The sequence below is a fragment of the Acidobacterium sp. FHG110202_01 genome (assembly GCF_059115305.1).
Genome location: NZ_JBZYWJ010000006.1, coordinates 134,613 through 154,908, shown reverse-complemented (window position 1 = coordinate 154,908; position 20,296 = coordinate 134,613). Strand labels below are relative to the sequence as shown.

Genomic DNA, 20,296 nt, shown 5'->3' with positions numbered 1-20,296 from the left:
AGCGCCTCAGCAGCGGTCAAGGACCTGGTACATCTCAAGCATGTAGGGCTTATCGTTGATGACGGCACCGTTCAGCTCCGCCCAGGCGTGGTTCTCGAAGGTGCCGATGGAACAGCCCGTCACGAACTCCGCGGGCCACCCATAGCTGCGAAGAACACTGACGCAAGCCACCGACCTCTGAAGGCAAAGAACCGTCTTAGGATAGAAGACACAAGCGAGGTCCATGGCCCGGCAAACTCGCTCATACGGAATTCTGCAGTCCTCGGCAATCTGCCTGGTCTTGCTCCTGTGAACGATCCCGTATGCTTTCTTCAAGCCGCCCCTCCGTACCGCGAAACCGACAGCCATCAGCATGAAGTAGCTTCTAAAGAACAGGTACGCCATGACGAGCACCTCCTTCGTCGGTCACATCGAGTTGCTCACAGAGGAACGCAATCTTTCGCGCGAGCAAGTGAACACGCTCAGTGAGGGTAAGGGTGGGAACATGACCCCAGTTTTCGGCGTAGTCCAACAGGATCGGGTGCCTCTGTCCAACCCGCTCCTGAAGCGCCGCGACGATCTTTCTTGCATGGGCAGGGTTGCAACGATCGTCCGCATCGCCAGAGACCACGAGCATCGATGGATAATCAACCATGTCCTTGACATTGTGGTAAGGCGAATAAGACAACAGAGCTCGGAAGTCTTCGAGATCTTCCCACGTACCATATTCGGACCTCCACTTCGCCGCCCGGTCAAAATGCTCATAGCGCACCATATCGGTGAGAGGTCCCGTGCATACCACGGCCTTGAACAGTTCAGGTCGCTGGACCGCAGCCGCGGCGACTAAGAGGCCGCCATTGGAGCTTCCCATGATTGCGAGGTGCTGCTCGTCGGTGATGCCTTCAGACTGAAGCCACTCGGCGGCTGCCACGAAGTCATCGATCGATGTTTGCCGCTTCCTTCCGACCGCCGCCTGGTGCCATTCCTCACCGAACTCGGATCCACCCCGGATGCCTGCTCTGGCAACGGTTACTCCGAACTCGAGCATGACCTTGGTGAACCGGGAAAAGCGCGGTTTCTCGGCGGCCCCGAAACCGCCGTATCCCACAAGGACAACCGGACGAATACCCGATTGACCGTCTCCTTGGGGCTCGATGAGAGTCATCGGAACATTTGTTCCGTCGAGAGAGGAGTAGCGGAATTCGCGAATGGTAGCTGAAAGGTTTTCCTCGGAATGGCTGAGCGGTGTGGCTACGCCTGACGCGCCCATCCCAAGGTTGATCTCCCACAGGGTCGGAGCTTCTGTGTAGCTCTCATGAAGGAAGAATATGGAGGATACCTTCTCCGCGAGTGTCGGCAGCACCTCAATGGATCCTGTACCGGGAAGGCGATAATCTCCGATGAACTCTCCGTCGGTGGACCAATGCTCGACCCTTGTCAGCCCATGATCAACATAGCTAACAACGAGGCCGCCATCAGTGACGGCGCATCTCCGGATTCGGCCCGGTCTCTCGGGAACAACCACGCGTTGAGTTTCATGTCCATCGCAGAGTTCGAGGACCCTTCCACTCCGCGGGTCGTCTCGTTCGATCAGGAACATCCTCCCATGAGCGATCAAGGGTGTGACCGCTTTCTTCAGGTGTTCGCAGACAGGCTTCCAGGGGTCAAGAGGCGCATCTTTCATGACGAACAGAGCCTGCGCCATCTCCTCGCTGACAGAGTTGGTTACCAGTGCGCCAAGCATACTGTCATTTCCAAGGAGGATCAGGCGGCTCCGTGCTTCCCATGGAATTGTAAAGAGCACGGTATCTTCCGCAAGCTCTGTACCAAAACGGTGGTGGCGAATGGAGAGTGAATCCGTCCGCTGAATAGGCTCCATCGCGTAATAGAAACCCAATCCTTGTCGGTCGAACCTAAAGCCGCGTCCGTACCCTAATGGAAGATGGTCCGGCAGAATGATGCCCGACCGCACGTCAACAACATGTACCTCCAAGGCATCCGTGCCACTGGACCGAACCCCGTAAGCAAGGAATGAAGCATCACGAGAGATGTGCAGGATTTCAACGGAGATTCCGGAGCCAAGCGCATCGGGCCCCACCAAGACCCTCTCTGCTGCGCCGTTGTCAGTGCATACTCGAATCGAAGCCTGTTCCTCAGCCCGTCCTTGCTTTCTGAGAAATAGATATCCGCCGACACGAGCTGCCTGATCGATAAGGTCGACCGAGAGCGTCGCACGGATAGTTCGCAGGAGAGAGTGATATCGATGGCTCCTTAAGAAATATTCATCGCAGATGTTGCGCTGTCGGCGCAGCCAAGCCTCTGTCTCCGGCAACTTACGCCTTTCGAGCCAGCGATATGGATCCTGGACCTCCACGCCGTGAATGATCTCGGTGACGCCCGTCATACCGCTCATGATGAAAGAGCCTCCCCGGATATGAGCTCCGCGGCGGCACGATCCATGCACCGCGCCAACGTGCGCGCGAAGCTCTGAAATGCCGGTTGGTCGCGCCGTTCGGAATGCAACCAGTCTCCCCGGCCATGCAGGTAGTCCGCCATCGTAAGCAGAGGCATGAGTGAGATGGCCCTGTCGATCGCGCAACTATCGATCAGAGGAAGCCATTTCGCGCGGTAGGTTCCACAAAGAGCTGGAACCCACTCCTCGTGCTCCCCGTCGCGGATGACGTGCTGGATAAGCTGCTGCAAGGTCAGGAATGGACTGCCGATCCCGCCCTCGGCCCAATCGATGAAGCGATACCCAATGCCATCAAACAGGATGTTGTCGAGATTGATGTCCCCATTCACCAAAGTGTCGGGAATCTTAAGTTGCTCCATCTCAGAGCAGGCTTCGTCTACGACACTCCTAATTTCGTGTAGCCTCGATGGAGCCAGCGGCTTGACCTTTGTTGATGATTGCTTCGCCATTGCTTCTTCAAGGAAAGAGAACATCTCTGGAAGATCGAATTGGAGACTACTGAGGGGACGATTCATAGCACCGGCCGCCCCAATGCAGGAAATGTACTTGATACTTTCGATCTGCAAGTCCGCCAGCGCTCTTACAGCGCCTGTCACCAGCCCCAGATCTCTGGTTCCGTTGAGAGACATTCCTATGTCTTCTGTAATCCACGCATTCCAGTCTTCTCGCATCGCGACGACTCTCGGAAGCAGAGCTGGAAAAATCTCTGCAATCCCAACCGTGAGTGAGCATTCATGTTCATTCGGCTTACCTGTTGCCTTGAGCCAATAGGAACTGCCATCCGTAGCATTGAGTCGTAGAAGAGCGAACGAGTCACTTGCGTTGTACTGCTGTACGTCATCGGTAAACTCAATGTTTCGTCCAGGGATACAGTCTTTAATCCAGGCTTTAGCCTCCCTCAGCCAGCCCCGACGAGAGAAGGGCCCAGAGGACGGATTTTCGCCAGCTATCATCTTGGACAGAAAGTCACCTTCGCTGGCGGTAAGGTCTGACGCATCAACTTCCTTGAGGTCTTTTGCTTCGAGCTGGTTTGCGGTTGTTATCTGGAATGGGGTGAGTAGTTCCCCAACTGCACAGGGCGAGCCTGCCGCTGGTGGCTGCAGAAAGTCGAGCACAAAAGAGTTAAGGTTCCACTCCCGAAACACGGCGCGATTGATTTCTTCGGCGATTCGGGTCCATTTAGGGATTTTCAATCGAGGTAGTCTGAAGGTTCCGCGATCTGGCTCAACCACCAGCCTGTCTGATGCCGAATCGAGAAGCGCGACCCTGTACTCGATCATCTCTGCGTGGTTTTCTAAGGCAGTCGTCATGGACACTTCGCTTTAGAAAGCTATAAAGCTACATTGTTACTAACCGTCTTACCGTCAATTGATCGACGAACTCTCGCACGTCGGCGGCGACTACCGCGCGATCATGGCTCGTCGACTCTGAAATGTCGTCGATAATTTCCTCTACACTCTTGCCTTCTTTTAGTTGTGCCCAGACATAGCCTCCCGACTCGTTAAGCGTCGTCAGTTCGTCGGCTGGAATGTCGAGAATCATCGCACCCTCTTTTGTCACGAGGAATCGAAGATGAGGTTTCGGTGTCGGCATATTGCCTTCTCCTTCTGGCAGCTGGGAAGAGCAAGACAGATTCGTGCGTTTCTTCGGATCTTGCAGATATGCGAAGATCCGCTCTGACGCCAACGGGCGAGTCGACTGGCCGCAGCTATGAGGGTGCAATGTGCTGGGAGTTTTTCAGAAATGCCGGCGAAGTCACTTCGTGAGGTGCGGCGGTATTTGATTAAACCTCAGACACTACCGATCCAGCTGTGGAAAGGAGTGTGCCACTCGCGAATCATCCTTGCAAGAGGAAATGAGACGCAATCCCCGACAAAAGACACGGCAAGTATCAATAGCCACCCAAACCAGCGCTAAAGTGTGGACAAGGCCAGAGCACACCATGGCATTCATCGATGCTCGCGAGAGCGGAAAGGCTCCTCTCCCCATCGTTCTGAAATTTTTCCTATGGATCATACATCAGCACCTAAGATCGGCAGCCGCATGAAGGAAACAAGATGGCTCTTGTTGCATATACGTCCGTATACGCCGAGGGTGGTTGGTTCGCTTGGGCTAATCGTCGCCGCTGGAATTGTTGCGACACTCGATCCTCTCTTGATGAAGTACGTCATCGACCGTTCATTTCCAAACCACCATTATGTGGAAGCCGCCGTCATTGGCGCGCTAATCGCTTTGTGCTTTGCAGTTCGCGCGGCCCTATCTGGGAAGGGTATGCTGTGGAGTTTCCGCGTTACTCAAGCCGTGGGACAGGATCTTCGCCGCGAGTTGCTTCAACACATGACGCGACTCTCTGCGGACTGGCATGAGAAAACAGTGTTGGGCGACAAACTAAGCCGCTTTAATACTGATGTTGAGCAGATCGCACAATTCGGTTCTGATGCTGCCAACATGATTGTCCGGTCATCGGTGTTGTTTTGTCTCAACCTAGTCGTCATGCTTCGGCTGAGCGCGGGAATGACCTTGACACTATTGCCGCTACTGCCGGTGTTCTATATGGTTAGACGAAGGTTCAGGTCGCGGATTCAAGATCGCGCAAGAGAGGCACAAGAAGGAACCGGTTGGGCAATTGGACGCATCACAGAGCATCTTGGAGGCGTCGTCCAATTGCAGCTGCTCGGCGCCACTAATGCAAGAATCGCGGATAGCGTGGTTTCCTGGGCCGAAGTCGTAGAGGCGCAGTGGCAACAGCGTCGTACCGAAATCAGCTTTACAATAGCCATCAGTTGTGTGCTCGCCCTGGCGATCCTCGTTGCTCAAGAGGTCGGGATCCATGAGTTTGCTGAACAGGAACTCACTCTCGGTACAGTTGTAGCGTTTTACGCCTACATCACTCGCATCTTCGAACCCGTTTCCTCTGGCATGGAACTTTATGCGCGCGCGCAGCGGATGCTGGCAAGTGCAAGGCGCGTTCTTGAGATATTGGACGAAGATCCATCCGTGCCCGATGCCGGCACTTGCTCACTGGATATCGGTCGACTGCGGTCAGGACTGCGTATGAACGAGGTCTTCTTTCGCTATGCGGACCGCTATGTGTTGCGCAACATCTCTCTCGATATCCATCCAGGTGAGATCGTCGCCATTGTCGGCATGAGCGGCTCTGGCAAATCTTCGTTGGCCAGGCTCTTCGTGCGCTTGGCCGATCCATCCAGTGGCTCCCTACTGATCGATGGCCGACCGGTTGCGGACTATTCACTAGCCAGCCTCCGTAGAAGCATCTGCTATGTGCCCCAGGCTCCCACGCTTTTTGAAGGAACCATTCGCGAAAATATTCTTTGTGGGAGAGCGAGCGTCGCTCAAAGCACAATCGACGAAGTGTTGGTGGCCACTCGTCTCGAGTCCGTCGTTGCTCGTCTCAAACGTGGTCTCGACCATCGGCTCTATGCCGGCGCGGCGGGCCTGTCCGGAGGGGAACAACAAAGGCTTGCGATTGCGCGCGCACTCGTGCGGGATGCAGCTGTTCTCGTGCTCGATGAATCCACGGCTGCTTTGGACGCACCGACGGAAACCAGCGTGCTGCAATCCATACGACGGTTACGTCCCGATCTGACTCTCATTGTGATCTCGCACCGCGTCAAAGCCTTGAACTGGATAGATCGTTTTTTGGTGCTGGAGAATGGGCTACTGATTGCTCAGGGGAACCATCAGAATCTCTATGCGGAATGCAGTCACTATCGTCTTCTTCTAGCACAAGGCGAGGAAGAAACTCATTTGACTTTCCTGGATCGCATCAACTCGATTATCGACCAGCTTCAAGTTCCAGATGGCCCGGTTAGAGGCAGCCGTCAATGATTGCCGCTTCCATTGGAGACTTCAGGAGTTCTCGGACGGGGTGTCGTTCTCATCGGAATCGTGACCCAAGATTATCTTTTCGATGTAGTCGTGCGGCTTGTACCCGGTTCGCTTGCGAAAATAGCGACTAAATTCGCTCAACCGGTCGTATCCCATATCGAAAGCGAGTGCGGACAACTTCTGTCCCGGTTCTGCCTTCATGCACCAAATGGTCCGCGCCAAACGGAGGGAATCCTGGCGCTTATACATCGATTCGCCATAACGAGCCTTGAACTCGCGTTGAAGTGAGCGCATAGCGCAGCCCAAGGCCGGGCAGATACACTCAAGCCGGATGCGATTACTACCGTGATAGTCGTCAAGGATGCCATTGATCAGGGCTGCGCGATCCGCGACACTTCCAGGCACCAGGCCATTTCGATATGAGGACATCCAAACTTCGATTCTGCTGATCGCTTCCATTTCTTTTCCAGAGAGCTCCTTTCGCCTCTTGCCGGACATAGCTCGAACTCATGCCTCGGCGCGTTGCGAGGTGCGGGCGCGCTGCTGTTGAAACCATATGGGATATGACATGACGAATCCGCATCTGACTTCGGGGAGAACAATCCGAGACGGACGCCATGTCTTTAGCCAACAACGAGGGACCAAAACCATCGATTCGATCCTTGAGCAGATTCCGGATGAAACATGAGCAGCGCGCATGTCCTTTGGCATGTACGTCTGCTCGCCTCGAACGAACGGTTCAAACAGCGCTCAGAGAATTCTGGCCTCACTCTTCGAACAGTGGCAGGTGGTATCGCTACCATCCGTCGATCACGGGGGGTCAGAACCTCCTACTGGACGATCCCCACGGTAGCTATTGCAGGGCCCTCTCAGTAAATCGGGAGTCGCACAACAGTCCTCTACTGATATAAATCTCCGTTTGCAGGGAAAACCCGCCGAACTTTTGTAATTTTTTTTTGGATGGCTTATTTGGCTGCGAAAATGGTGCGTAGTCGCGAAATAGAACGTCGAATCGAACCTTCCACTCCACGCACGCTCAAGCGGACGTCGGGAAGCTCAGCGATTTCCCTAATGGACAGTCCTTCCCGGAACCGAAGCCGAAAGACCAGTTCATCCCGCTGTCCGTTCTTGGACGATCGAAGTGTGCAGGACAGGCGTTTGAGCAGATCCTGCACTAAAATTCTTTGATTCAGGTCCTCTTCCGCTTCGGATCCTGAAAGAGGCACATCCATGTCGTCAAGGTCCACACCGTCAATTCTTGTGCCCTCAAAGCGCTTCTTTCGTCTCGCGTCACGAAAGAAGGTGCGCGTAGTCTTGGCGGCCAGATCGCGGAGGAGGACTTCTGCCTCCTCCTCACTTCGAGGTCGAAAATTCCGAAGATACCTATAATCATTGCGAAAGATGCGCACATAAATCTCCTGCACGATTTCGTCATGCAGAAAGACTGAGTGCTGGTTATGCGACGAGGCGATCGACGATGCAACTGCCGTCATGTTCCGGTGATAGCGCCGATAAAACTCAATCCATGCGTCTTCGTTGGTCGCATCGCAACATGCTAGAGCGAGATCCAAGGCAGACAGGTCCGCGTAATCCATAGAAAACCGCCGCAAAGGCAAACGGGGCCTCGAGCAGATAGCGCAGGATAGCCACTTCTCTGATGCCGGGTCCCAGTTCAATTCGAGAACAGATTGTTCTTGATAGTGAAAGTCGGTATTTCAGCGTTTCAGGGGAATCGTTCTCGGAGAAGAAAACATATTACATCGCGGAAACGACGCAGTGAAACAATCGAAAAAGACCCTCATCTCAAAGGGTTTTGTTTCCGTTGCTTGTAAGCAACTATCTGGAGTGTCTGTTGCTTATAAGCAACAGACGCTCCAGAGAAGCCCGGCTTGACTCATTTCGAAGCCTCAAAGCGCATCGCGGAGCTGCGGTAGCAGGGCAGAATTGCTGATTGCGACGAGGGCAATAAGCCTTCGTGTCATCAGAAAGTATGACCCGGCGATACGCTGCAGACGCAAAGGAACGGAGATGTCCGCCTTGTCATGGCGCAGTGATCGTTTCAGTTGCCGAACCTCCCTGCGAATATCCTGTGCGCTCATCCGAAAATGCTCTGTTACTTCAATTGCCTCGGTACTCCACTGTTGAAGATAAAATGCCACATCCACGAGAATCTCGGCATTTTGCTCTATGATCTTCAGGCCCTCCCATCCTCCCACCAGTTCCCAGGTGATGGTGCGTCCCAACCGAACCTCGCTCCGAAGGTCGATCTTGTCGGGAGTTGGTTCGAGCAGGTCTCCGGCCACGACCTCCAGGCCGACTTTGCTAAGGGGTTGAAGTTTGTTCAGCAGTTCCGGTAGGGTCATTGTCACACGCTTCCGTCGACGCTTCATCGCATATACCACCAGCGATATCAGGAAGCCTAACAAGACCGTCAGTTCCGCAAAAAACCAGAGGTTTCGAGACATGGAGTGATCGCGGGTGCCTCTGCCGCGCATCCGATTCTAATTCAGGCATCTGCTCGGATGGAACTTCTCTTCAACTGGAACTTCGCACCCTTCACATATATATCTTGTCAGCGTTTTCGCTTCCTTGGCGCCCGGAAGTATGGTGCGCTGGCTGGTGGCTTGAAGGACAGTAAGGCGTAACCGACGGAATTCATCGACCTCGCCAACATGCATATGTTGCTAGCGGGTCCAAGGTCTCCCGTCCTTCCCCTGCAGTTCCGCTAACTTGAACACCCCCATGGAAGAAGGTTTTGTGTACCGGATTCCTGAGACCATTCTCAACGGAGCCAATCTGCCTGCAGCATCGATGGTGTTGCTTATAAGCACCACACGATGACGGCTTCGGCCATATCCTCTTTATTTCCACGTTGTCGGGCTTTGCGTCTCAAGTTTCCTTGCATGGTCTTGCGAGGTATGTAAAACTCCGCTCATTCTTGGTCAGATTGGCGCTTTTGCAGCGTCAACAAGCTCAGGGCGTTGAAATGTATGGCGAGTAAGTACCAGCGCGCAACCTGAGGAGACTGAAGGATGCAGTTAAACCTTGTACTGTACCTGCTCTGAGGCAGGTTTCCCAGAGTTTGCTTGTTAACAGGCCATGACCACAGCCGGTGGGCAGGGGTTGGCTTCTCGAGATCGTGTGTCGGGAAGCACCGCCGAGCGCCACTTTCGCGTTGTCCTGAACAAGTGTCTGTTGGAGGCGAGGTGTTAAAGCTTGCGAAACGACCCGACCACCGCTTTGCCGATGCTGAAAGTCGGAAGGACCCCGCTGGGTTCGGACGACCCGACAACTCATCGGGCGTTCCCACCTCAGATCGAGTTTTACCGCGTTCTCACACTGTCCCTATCGCGTTGGCCAGAGATGGACCTGTGGCGTCAGAGAGAAAGCCGGTTCAAGGAGTCGGCGTGGAGCTACCAGAACCAGCGCGATTCGACCATAACCCGGTGATGATCGAGGAAGAACTTCATCGAGTTCTTCAAAGTAAATTGTTTTCGAGATCGTCGCGCCTAAGACGCCTGCTTGAATACATCATCATTCATTGGCTCGCTGGCGAAGTGGACCTACTCGACGGTTATAACCTGGCGTTAGCAGTATTTGGACGAGGCCCATCCTTTGAGTCAGCGCTCGATCCTATCGTTCGGGTTCACGTTTCACGCCTCCGTAAGCTCCTGACACGCTATTATCTGGAGGAAGGAATCCGAGATATTCTCCGCATCGACATTCCCCGGGGCACATACATACCGGTAGCGCGAGCGCCTTCACACCATCCTCCTAACGCCCTAACAGCGACAGACTTCGAAAATATCTTAGTCATGGTCGTTCCATTTGAAGTCAGGGGCGGCACGATGCAAGAAACTCCGTATGCATTTGCTTTTGCCGACGAGCTCATGTATTTGCTGACGCAAGCTCCGGGCATCTGTGTCACGTCTCGCATTTCTGCTGCACATCTTGATCCATCCCTTGATGCTCGACTTGTCGGGCAGCGGTTCGGCGCACAATTCATTGTCGAAGGAGTCGTCACGACTCTGGTGGACAAGTGTGATCTCATCGTCCATCTATCCGATACCGCAAGAGGCCACAACCTTTGGTCAGATCACTTTGCTGCAACCGCAGAGAGTCTGATGGCCACATCTTCGGAGATCGCTCGCGCTCTTATCCATGAAATCAAGAAGGCCAGATGAGATCGGTATCGCTGATTGGAGAGGCAGGGCCTACATTAACCTTTCCTTCAAACTTTAACAGTTACAGAGTAGCTACTGCGATGCTTCGATCCTTATTACGGAATGCTTGCATGCCTCTGACGCAAGCTAGTTGCATTTGGGTCGAGATCCAAAAGATATAAGCGACACATGGCATTCGATATCGGACATCGTGTAGATCGTGCGACCTTCACGGTTGACGCTTGGACGTTTGCTCCAGTATTAGCTTAGGACAATGTGTAACAGTAACTTTTGAATTGTTACTCGCGCAGAAAAACCTCTTCTGCCATACTTCTCGGGCTTGAACTAATGACTGTCTTTTGTAAGGGAAGAGGCCTCGGTGGCCAGACTGGCGATAGCCTGTGTTCTTTTACAACAATGAGACGTCTTGCTCTAAGCATTAAGGACTTCGGAGTTGTAGGGAGAGGGACTGCAGCGTCATGTTGCCCGAAGAAAAACTCCAGTGGTTTGCTGTTCAAGTAATGCCTCAACATGAACACTCTGTTGCTCTGCAACTAGAGATCAAAGGGCAAGAACACTTCCTTCCCACAGTCCAATCCGCGCGGCGATGGTCGGATCGAACAAAGATTCTGACGTTGCCATTATTCCCAGGATACCTGTTCTGCAAGACGAAGAGATCATTGTTCGGAACCGTGCTCAATATCCAAGGCGTATACCGCATTGTGAGCTTCGGCGGTAAAGCGCATCCGATACCTGATGACGAAATCCTTTCCTTGCGGCGAGTCCTTGATTCCGGAAGAGATTTATGCCCGGTGCCCTATGTATCACTTGGCCAGAAAGTGCAGATCGCGCAGGGGCCATTGTCCGGTGTCACGGGAATCGTCACGCGCCTCAAGAAGAGGGATCGCTTGGTTATTTCGGTTGACTTGATCATGAAGTCAATTTCCATTGACATTTCAACATCTGAGCTTTCTGCAGTTCATCTCGCTTCATAATGGAGGAGTGCTTCTGTACGCCGTTGCAGAATCGAGCTCAGAGCTTCATTTCTCTAGTGGTGCATTTGGCTGGTCATTTTTCTTTTGATTGAAATGGGAGACAGCACTCAGAAGTGGTCGCTGCTTCTGGTCCTAAGCAGGTAGGGGTTGGATCCACGCTGTCGAGGCCCAGATCGCGAAGCAGATCGGTGGAGAGATGACGATTCAGTCTGGCGCCCATTGGTATGCCCTTCAAGTCCGTCCGAACCACGAAGCCTTGGTTGCGTCACGGCTACGGATACTTGACATTACGGAATATGTGCCCAAATCTCTCTCGGCGCAAACAGCGCTCCATGGGAAGAAAACAAAAGTCTTAATTCCAGGATATGTTTTTTGTTTTTTTGACTTGATGCTTGGCCCCAACCTGTATTTAGTCCCCGGCGTGATTCGGATCGTGGGAAATGGTAAATATCCTACACCGATCGAGAAAAGAGAAATGGATATCCTCCAATTGCTCTCAGATATTTCATTGCCTTTCGAATCTTGTGGCTATCAACACTACAGTCGTGAGGTTACTCTGATTGATGGTCCGCTGGCGGGAATGCCCGGCTCAGTTCTGAGCGACGGCATGGGCTATAAGTTCGTCGTCTCTTTACCAGGACTGCGATATTCTTTTGCCGTTTCAATTCGCCCCGAATGGATCCCTGTACTTCCTGGATCGAGTCAATGACGTCGCGTGGACCAGTGAAAGGAAAACGCGCACGGCGATAGAAGTTTGTGGATTCGTCATTGAACGGGTCCTTCCTTTCTCCGGCGGGAGAATAGTGATGTCTAACGATCACATCATCTCGTTGATTGATCGGGAGCTTTCTTTCTTGCAGGAAATGCGTTCCCTGCTCGTTGGGGTACCTATTATTCCTGAATCATCGAGACAGATTGAGTCCGCGCTGGATCCTGCACTGACTAATATGCATTTGCCGTATCAGCCTACCTCGGTTCGACGAAAAGTCCAGCGCCGAGGGTCTTATGGGGGAAGCGTGCCCGCAAAGGAAAAGAAAAAGAGCGCTGTTTCTACCGCAACCGCCGTCAAACAGCCAAAAGCGGCTCTGACCGCCAATATACCCATTGGGCCAATTGCTGTATCAGCGGAAGAGGCAAGAAGAGTACGGGAAGGCATAACTAGAGTTCCCAAGATTTTGGACAGTTGATACAGCAGCGCACTGAAGCCAAAGCTGGGAGGATGGCAACACAATTTGCGTTCGGTTCAACGACATCCCCAGACGTTTCCTAAAGACTCCTTCGACAACCGATCAATCCGAGCCGGATAACCTGTGCCGGGCACACTTCAACGATGTAGGAACCAGGAGCATTTTGTGGGGATTAATTGCAAAGCATGGTTTCTCTATGCTGGAAGTCGTGGAGAGAACGGGAAACACGCTACGCTGCGGTTGGAGTCGCATGAGCTTCCTTCTCCGGGGCCCAAAGATGTACTTGCCGAGCCGATTTTTGGCTGCTGGGAAGGAAATATGGCGCATGCAATCATGAGAAAACCCATTGACGTGTGCCATCTAAGACGTGAGCCGCGAGTCGTTCTTGGAAATGCTGGCGTTGTTCGTGTTCTAAAGCCTGGATCCGATGTAAAGTCGCTGAAAGAAGGTGACTATGCGATGATTGTTGCCGCCTCGGTGGTTGACCGATGGGGATATCCGGACAAGATATTTGCTTACGATGCGCCCTATACGATGGGATGCCTCAGCACAAAGATCATTGCGAAAGAGCATGAACTTCTGCTCATTCCCGAGTCGAGCAGATACTCACTGGCCCAATGGGCCGCATTTGCTGTCAGATATGTCACGGCGTGGTCGAATTGGGAGCTCGCGTTTGCGACGTTCCGCCTTCTTGTCCCTACAAGCGACTCTCCAACCCCCAATGTTTGGGGGTGGAGCGGTGGCACTACCCTTGCCGAATTAAGTCTGGCCGTGCGAGCAGGATGTAAGACCGTTATGGTCTCCGGCGATGATCGTAGGCTTCAGACGATTGCAGCGTTGGGTATCGAGCCTCTGGACCGACGAAATATACCTCTGCCACTGTTTGATGATGCCCGTGTGTCGGATCCAGCGTACAGGCGAGAATATGAACGGACCGAGCGCGCATTTCTTGATCAGGTTGAGAAACGCACCTGCTCTGAGATGGTGCAAATATTTGTGGATTATCTTGGTACGCCCGTCCTGCGTGCAACGCTGAAGGCGCTGAGTAGAGAAGGCATCATCACCACAGCTGGTTGGAAAGAAGGAATGCCCACCCGATTCCTTCGATCGTCGGAGTGTATTGCGCGGCATCAACACATCCACACGCATTATGCAACGCGCAATCAAGCCAAGGCAGCAATGCAGTATGGCGAAGACAATGCCTGGATGCCGATTCTCGAAGAGGCACCAGTACCATTTGAAGACGTTCCTACCCTTTCCGATCGATTTCTGAGGGGGGATGTGGGTTATTTCCCGATCTATTCGATTAACCCCGCTTAGCCTTACTTTGCAGAGTGCGGGTTGCCTCCCTACCTGTCACATCCCCTTGCCGGGTCCTCAGCTTTGGACATGAATGAATCGTAAATAGCCTTGCACTTCATTGAAGCACCATACGGTCAGATGGAGGTTACCGATGAAATCCAATATCAGTGAAGCTGCGCCGGCCCCCGTAGCTGTCGTTGGTATTGGGTGCCGGTTCCCAGGGGCCAATACGCCCGATCAATTCTGGGAGCTTCTCGATCAAGGGAGAAATGCTATCACGGAAGTGCCCAAAGATCGCTTCGACCTTGATAGATATTTCGATCCTATCCCTGGCACACCTGGCAAGGTGAGCAGTCGATTCGGCGGCTTTCTGGACGATGTCGCGGGATTTGACGCAGCTTTCTTTGGGATCGCGCCGAGCGAAGCGCGCATGATGGATCCTCAGCAACGACTCCTATTGGAAGTCAGTTGGGAAGCCATGGAGGATGCAGGACTAACGCTCAAGATGGCACGTGAGGTGCGTACTGCCGTTTTTGTTGCAATGCAATCGAGCGATTACCTATCCCATTTGCCGCTGAGTTCGATTGATTTCGATCTCTCAGCTGTCGCCAATACTTCTAGGGGTGCTGCAGCCGCCAGAATTTCACACGCTTTTGGTTTTTGTGGGCCGAGTATGACGATAGACGCAGATCGTTCGTCTGCACTCGTCGCCATTCATCTTGCAACTCAAAGCTTGCAGACCAATGAGTCCGATGTTGCGTTTGTAGGAGCATCGAATCTAATTCTTTCGCCTGAAATGAGTGTCGCGTTGTCGCGCTCTGGTCTCCTGGCTCCGGATGGGCAGTGCAAATTCTGCGATGCTCGCGCCGATGGCATAGTGCGGTCCGAGGGAGTAGGAGTCGTGGTACTGAAGCGCGAAGAGGACGCCATTGCGGCTGGTGATCTGATTTATGCTGTGATCCGCGGGAGCGCAGTCCGCCATGCCGCGGCAACCGGAAATGATTTTCTCGCCCCCAGCGTTGCCAGCCAAACGGCACTCATTAAGGCGGCATATGCCCGTGCTGAAATATCCGCTTCCAAGGTCCAATACATTGAGGCCCATGGTGCTGGGAATCCAAAAGGCGATGCCATCGAAATTGCTGCTCTTCACAATTTTCTCTTAGGAGAGGAACGGTCTCATCCATGTCTCGTAGGCTCAGTAAAAACAAACATTGGCCATGCGGAAGCGGCTGGAGGGATGGCGGCATTTATCAAGACCTCTCTTTCCCTGCATTATGCACGAATACCAGCGACGCTTCATTTCGCGAATCCCCATCCGGCCATAGATTTTGATGATCGCTTTCTCCGGGTCTCCACATGCACGGCTTCTTGGCCGAACCCTGAACACAAAATCGCGGGGGTCACCTCGATCGGTCTTACAGGGACAATGGCCCACGTCGTGCTGGAGTCCCCCAATCACCAGACACCGCTAAGCACGGCCAGATCTCTTCTTTCGCCCGTTATCATTCCTCTCTCGGCGCGCTCACAACAAGCACTAAAGGATCTCGCCGGACGCTATCATCAAAGTCTTGAAAGTAGCCAGCACCTCAGTCTAGGGGAGATTGGGTATAGCGCTGCAATGCGCCGCGAGCATCACACCTGCCGCACCGCCTTCGTTGCAACCTCGCTTACCGAATTACAAGGTTGGGTCTACTCACTACGGGCAGAAGCAGAGTTCCCGGTCGGTGTATCTATTCGACGTGAGAACAGGTCTCCGATCGTCTTCGTATTTTCCGGGCACGGAAGCCAATGGCGCGGAATGGGCTGCGATCTCCTCAGAAGTTCGAGCACTTTCCGATCGGCCATCGAAGAGTACGACACACATCTGCAACGAGAGACCGGCCTCTCGATATTGGAAGCGCTGACATCTCCGTCGACAAATTTGGAAGATTTTTCAGTTACGCAGCCGCTACTGGTTGGAGTCATGATTGCACTCGACCGTGTCTTGCGTTCCTGGAACATTCAACCAGATGCAGTTATAGGGGCAAGTGTTGGCGAGGTTGCGGCTGCTTATTCTGCGGGGGCGATATCGATGCGTGACGCAGTAAGGATTGTCGCTCTGCGATCAAAAGTGCTCCAGGAACTCGCAGGGGATGGTGTCCTTGCAGTCCTGCAAATGTCACGTGCTGATGCCGAAGAGTTGATTGAGGAGTTTGGTGATCAGGTTGCGGTCGCCTGCGCTAATGGCCCGAGATCGACTGTTCTCACAGGTGCCGCTAAGGCACTTCATCAGATCGTCGCCGGACTGAAAGAGAAAGGCATTCAATGCACGATTCCTGATGTACGCACGGCTGCCCATAGCAGACTGATCGAGCCATTCCAACACGAGTTCCGAGACCGCCTGCGAGATATTACCCCAGTTCGAGGAACCATCAGCCTTTGGTCAACTGTGACGGGATCGCTAATCCCACATGGTGAATTGAATGCCGATTATTGGGCGGCCAATTTGAGACTGCCTGTCCTTTTTGAAGATGGTATTCGCAGTTTACTGAAAGCAGGATATCAAACGTTTATTGAAATCAGCCCACATCCGCTCCTTTGCGAATCAATACTGGATGTGGCCTTCGAAGAGAGTATTTCCGTCACCACCGCCTTCTGCTCGCAGCGTGAAAAGGGAGATAAGGCGCAATTGCTTGAAGTAGCAGCGAGACTCTACGAAGCCGGATATGATTTGGATTGGTCCGCGCTGAATGAAAATGGGCAACCCCGCTTCCATCGACTCCCTTGCTACCCGTGGCAGCATAAAACCTTCTGGCATAGTGGAGAATCATCGACCGAAACTGCACACGATAGCAACGGTAGGACGCCAGAGCCGGAAGGTTCGATGCTGGCCTCGAAGCTGAAGCGGACCACAACGAATGAGAAAAAGATTGTCCTTAGCGATCTCCTTACCAATCTGGTTGCGAAAGTGGTGGGTATTCCTCACGAAGATATTGATCCCAGACTCTCGTTCCGAGACATGAACGTCACATCTTTGATGGGTACCGAAATTCGTGTTCAGTTGGAGCGTGCCCTCGGGACGTCACTTTCTTCGAGCCTTCTGTTCAATTATCCGTCGATCGAAAGCTTAGCGGTCCATATAACCGACACAACCGAGGGGCATGCCCATCTTGCGGAATTGGTGACCAAGGCCCCTTTAGCAGAAGCACAGAGCCAGACCGATCCGGAAGCCATTGCAATCGTTGGCATGGCATGCAACTTTCCCGGAGACATCGACGACGCCGAATCGTTCTGGAATTTTTTGATACACGGAAAGGATGCAATTGGCGACATCCCATTCGACCGCTGGGATGTGAATGAATATTATGATCCAGATCCGGCTGCACCGGGCAAGTCGTATAGCAAGTGGGGAGGATTTCTTTCTTCTGTCTATGCGTTTGATCCCGAGTTTTTCGGGATTACTTCGCGACAAGCGGAAGCCATGGATCCACAACAGCGCCTTGTTCTCGAGACGGCCTGGCATGCACTCGAGGATTCCGGCGTAGTCCCCAGTGAGCTTTTTGGGTCAGAGGCAGGCGTATTTCTAGGTGCCATCACTAACAACGACTACGCAAGTCTCAAAAGCAACGCTTTTCCAATCTATGTTGCAGATGCACATGACAGTGTTGGGAATGCAGTGGCATCGACTGCAGGCCGGCTGTCCTATTTCCTGGGTGCACACGGACCAAGCATGTGCATTGATACTGCTTGCTCCTCTTCTCTAGTCGCCGTCCATCTCGCATGTCAGAGCCTGCGGCTCCGGGAGTGTTCTATTGCTATCGCCGGAGGTGTCAACGTCTTGTTGAGCCCGGAGCCCACTGTCCTGTACAGCAAAACAAGGATGCTCTCACCAACTGGACGGTGTAGGACATTCGATGCCTCTGCCGACGGGTATGTGCGGAGCGAAGGGTGCGGCATCATCGTTCTTAAGCGGCTTTGTGATGTGTCGCCCTCCGACAGAGTCCTGGCGGTCGTCGCCGCGTCGGCAGTAAACCAGGACGGCCGGAGCAACGGTTTGACGGCTCCGAATGGAGTGGCGCAGCAGAAGCTCTTGAAACAAGCACTCGATCGTTCCGGCTTGAAGTCTAGCGACGTTGCGTTGATCGAGGCCCATGGAACTGGCACTCCTCTCGGAGATCCCATTGAGGTAGAGGCCATTGGAGCAGTCCTGGGGTTGGAACGACCTATCAATCGGCCATTGTTGGTCGGATCTGTAAAAGCGAACATCGGACATCTCGAAGGAGCTGCGGGCATCGCTGGCTTGATCAAAGCCGTGCTATGTCTAACGCATTCATCTGTTCCACCGCAAATTCATTTCGACACCGTCAACCCAGCGATAGACTTACCTCGTCTAGGGATTCGCGTGCCGTTGTCACCGGAGCCTTGGCCATCGCCGGTAATAAGGCGCGTCGCCGGCGTCAGCTCGTTCGGATTTACCGGCACAAACGCGCACGTCCTCCTGTGTTCAAAGAGTACAGAAGGAGACAATTATGAATACGGCTCGTTCTCAAGGCCTGCATATTTAATCACAGCATCAGGGCGTTCGCCGCAGGCTATACAGAGAGTTGCAGTACAGTACCCGAAATTCCTTGAAGCCCACGTGTCAACTCCACTCTCTGATATCGCATTCACGGCCAATGCGGGAAGAGAGCATCATCCCCATCGTATTGCTGTTGTGGCGAGCAGTTCCGCTGACGCAGCTGAACGGTTTCGAGAGATTTCTCAAAGCCTCTCTGAATCCAAAAGCTTGAAACTTGCCCTCAAAAATAAACGGCCCAAAATTGCCTTTCTTTTCGCTGGGCAGGGATCGCAGTACCCATATATGGGGCGCCAACTCTACAGCATAGATCCTGTATTCCGAAAAGAAATGGATAGATGTTCCCGTTTCTTGGAACAGTGGCTTAACCGATCTCTAGTCGAAGACCTGTATGTATCGCGTGGTCCGGAGATGATTCGCGACCTTACGCTGTCGCAAGTGGCGATGTTTTGCATCGAATACTCGCTCGCGAAGACCTGGGAATCATGGGGTATTCGGCCTGATTTTGTGATGGGCCATAGTCTCGGGGAGTACGCGGCTGCGTGCATTTCCGGTCTCTTGTCTCTTGAGGATGCTTTGACCTTTACCTATCACCGGGCAGAGATTTTCCAAAACCTGACCGAATTGGGCCATGCCGTTATCGCATTTGCTGGACAAGAGCGCATTCGATCAATCATAGACGAAACCTCTGATGACATCGTTATCGCAGCTGTGAACTCGCCTTCACAGGTACTTCTGAGTGGAACCGAAGAGTCAATCCGAAACAGTGTTTCCAAGTTGAAAGACCACGGAGTCGACACGAAACATCTCGATGGCATGATCGGTGTTCACTCTAGATTGATGGACCCAATTCTTGATTCGGTTGAGGAACTCGCTACCAAGCTCGACTTTGGAAGGCTTGCGATACCGTTCGTGTCCACCGTTTACGGTTCGCGCATCGATGAAGCAACACTGTCCTCGCCATCATATTGGAGGCGACATCTCCGACAACCAGTCGAATTCATGATGGCGATGGGCGCGCTCCATTCAGAAAAGTGCGATTTCTTTCTCGAGATCGGGCCTCGGCATACCCTTATCAGGCTGGGTCAGGCTTGCATTCCGGCTGATGAGCACCTATGGCTTCAGTCTCTCAGCAAAGAAAAACAAGACTGGCAGCAAATGCTCGAAACGCTTGGAGAACTTTACACTCATGGCGTTGATGTTGACTTCTCGGCATTTCACCGTGCTCATCCAGGCCATGTTACCTCTCTACCGCAATATCCATTCGAACGACAAGAATTTCGCCCAGCCTCCCCCTCGAGTCATCGAGCGGAGGTTGTCCGTGATTCGAAAAATGATGACACCGAGAAACAATCAGTCTTCAGTGCAGAATGGCTCGCGTGTGACCCGGGTAATCGTAAGCTCCTGTTAGAGCAAAACCTCAAGTCGATGCTCAATAAACTGGCGGCAATTCCTCTCGATCAGATCGCAGACGACGCGCGATTTGAGGAGCTTGGTGTGGACTCCCTTATAGCAATGGATTTGGTGATGGTGTTGGATAAAACGCTTGGGGTTTCGGTGTCGGAAACAGTCGTGAGCGACTACCCCACTCTCTCGGCACTGACGGATCATCTCACGGGCCTGCTTCAGGAATACCTCAATGTTAGTCCGTCGGCGTCCCTTCAACCCCAAATGCCTGCATAGGTCGGTTTCTTTACGCGATGGAAGTGGCGAACGCTGTCCACCGAAGACCAGCCGTATCTGACGCGATAACAAACCGTATTTCTACTCCGTCCCGAGACTTGAACTTCGCA

The 20,296-nt window shown here is 53.1% G+C and carries 14 protein-coding genes; 7 read left to right on the top strand and 7 right to left on the bottom strand.

Translation table 11 applies throughout. The features are described from left to right. Nucleotides 1–6: 6 nt before the first annotated feature. The 4 genes from AC5S16_RS14060 to AC5S16_RS14045 form a co-directional block, all read right to left on the bottom strand. Nucleotides 7–384 (bottom strand): lasso peptide biosynthesis B2 protein, encoded by a 378-nt coding sequence (locus tag AC5S16_RS14060; RefSeq protein WP_493930710.1) that lies wholly within the window; start codon nt 382–384, stop codon nt 7–9. Then, nucleotides 365–2,392 carry a prolyl oligopeptidase family serine peptidase gene (locus AC5S16_RS14055; protein ID WP_493930709.1) on the bottom strand — a complete coding sequence of 676 codons (2,028 nt, stop codon included), beginning with the start codon at nt 2,390–2,392 and terminating at the stop codon, nt 365–367. Before AC5S16_RS14055 ends, AC5S16_RS14060 begins: the two co-directional genes overlap by 20 nt. Continuing rightward, complete coding sequence (locus tag AC5S16_RS14050) at nt 2,389–3,645, bottom strand: hypothetical protein (protein ID WP_493930708.1); 1,257 nt, start codon at nt 3,643–3,645, stop codon at nt 2,389–2,391. The genes AC5S16_RS14055 and AC5S16_RS14050 overlap by 4 nt, the downstream gene beginning before the upstream one ends. A 145-nt stretch (nt 3,646–3,790) precedes the next feature. After that, nucleotides 3,791–4,045, bottom strand: coding sequence for a PqqD family protein (locus AC5S16_RS14045; protein ID WP_493930707.1), 255 nt, complete (start codon nt 4,043–4,045; stop codon nt 3,791–3,793). Nucleotides 4,046–4,459: 414 nt separating this feature from the next. Between AC5S16_RS14045 and AC5S16_RS14040 the strand changes: the two genes are divergently transcribed. Next, nucleotides 4,460–6,301, top strand: coding sequence for an ABC transporter ATP-binding protein (locus AC5S16_RS14040; protein WP_493930706.1), 1,842 nt, complete (start codon nt 4,460–4,462; stop codon nt 6,299–6,301). Nucleotides 6,302–6,322: 21 nt separating this feature from the next. Here the strand turns inward: AC5S16_RS14040 and AC5S16_RS14035 are convergent, their stop codons facing one another. From AC5S16_RS14035 to AC5S16_RS14025, 3 genes are all read right to left on the bottom strand, one after another. Beyond that, nucleotides 6,323–6,760: a helix-turn-helix domain-containing protein gene (locus AC5S16_RS14035; protein WP_493930705.1), complete on the bottom strand. Its 438-nt coding sequence runs from the start codon at nt 6,758–6,760 to the stop codon at nt 6,323–6,325. Nucleotides 6,761–7,266: 506 nt separating this feature from the next. Further along, nucleotides 7,267–7,896: an RNA polymerase sigma factor gene (locus AC5S16_RS14030; protein WP_493930704.1), complete on the bottom strand. Its 630-nt coding sequence runs from the start codon at nt 7,894–7,896 to the stop codon at nt 7,267–7,269. Nucleotides 7,897–8,208: 312 nt separating this feature from the next. Next, the gene (locus AC5S16_RS14025) at nt 8,209–8,796 is read right to left on the bottom strand and encodes a hypothetical protein (RefSeq protein WP_493930703.1); all 588 of its coding nucleotides are present in this window, start codon (nt 8,794–8,796) and stop codon (nt 8,209–8,211) included. Nucleotides 8,797–9,708: 912 nt separating this feature from the next. Here AC5S16_RS14025 and AC5S16_RS14020 point away from each other — a divergent pair. The 6 genes from AC5S16_RS14020 to AC5S16_RS13995 all read left to right on the top strand — a co-directional run bounded on the left by AC5S16_RS14020 (nt 9,709) and on the right by AC5S16_RS13995 (nt 20,186). Further along, nucleotides 9,709–10,485 carry a hypothetical protein gene (locus tag AC5S16_RS14020; protein ID WP_493930702.1) on the top strand — a complete coding sequence of 259 codons (777 nt, stop codon included), beginning with the start codon at nt 9,709–9,711 and terminating at the stop codon, nt 10,483–10,485. Nucleotides 10,486–10,943: 458 nt separating this feature from the next. After that, on the top strand, nt 10,944–11,459 hold the full coding sequence (nusG, locus tag AC5S16_RS14015; RefSeq protein WP_493930701.1) for a transcription termination/antitermination protein NusG: 516 nt from the start codon (nt 10,944–10,946) through the stop codon (nt 11,457–11,459). Between the two features lie 196 nt (nt 11,460–11,655). Beyond that, a complete protein-coding gene (nusG, locus tag AC5S16_RS14010) occupies nt 11,656–12,168 on the top strand; it encodes a transcription termination/antitermination protein NusG (RefSeq protein WP_493930700.1) in 513 nt (170 codons plus the stop codon). 97 nt (nt 12,169–12,265) lie between these two features. Next, nucleotides 12,266–12,646 (top strand): hypothetical protein, encoded by a 381-nt coding sequence (locus AC5S16_RS14005; RefSeq protein WP_493930699.1) that lies wholly within the window; start codon nt 12,266–12,268, stop codon nt 12,644–12,646. 318 nt (nt 12,647–12,964) lie between these two features. Then, on the top strand, nt 12,965–13,966 hold the full coding sequence (locus AC5S16_RS14000; protein WP_493930698.1) for an MDR/zinc-dependent alcohol dehydrogenase-like family protein: 1,002 nt from the start codon (nt 12,965–12,967) through the stop codon (nt 13,964–13,966). Between the two features lie 133 nt (nt 13,967–14,099). Next, complete coding sequence (locus AC5S16_RS13995; protein ID WP_493930697.1) at nt 14,100–20,186, top strand: type I polyketide synthase; 6,087 nt, start codon at nt 14,100–14,102, stop codon at nt 20,184–20,186. The last annotated feature ends 110 nt before the right edge of the window (nt 20,187–20,296 follow it).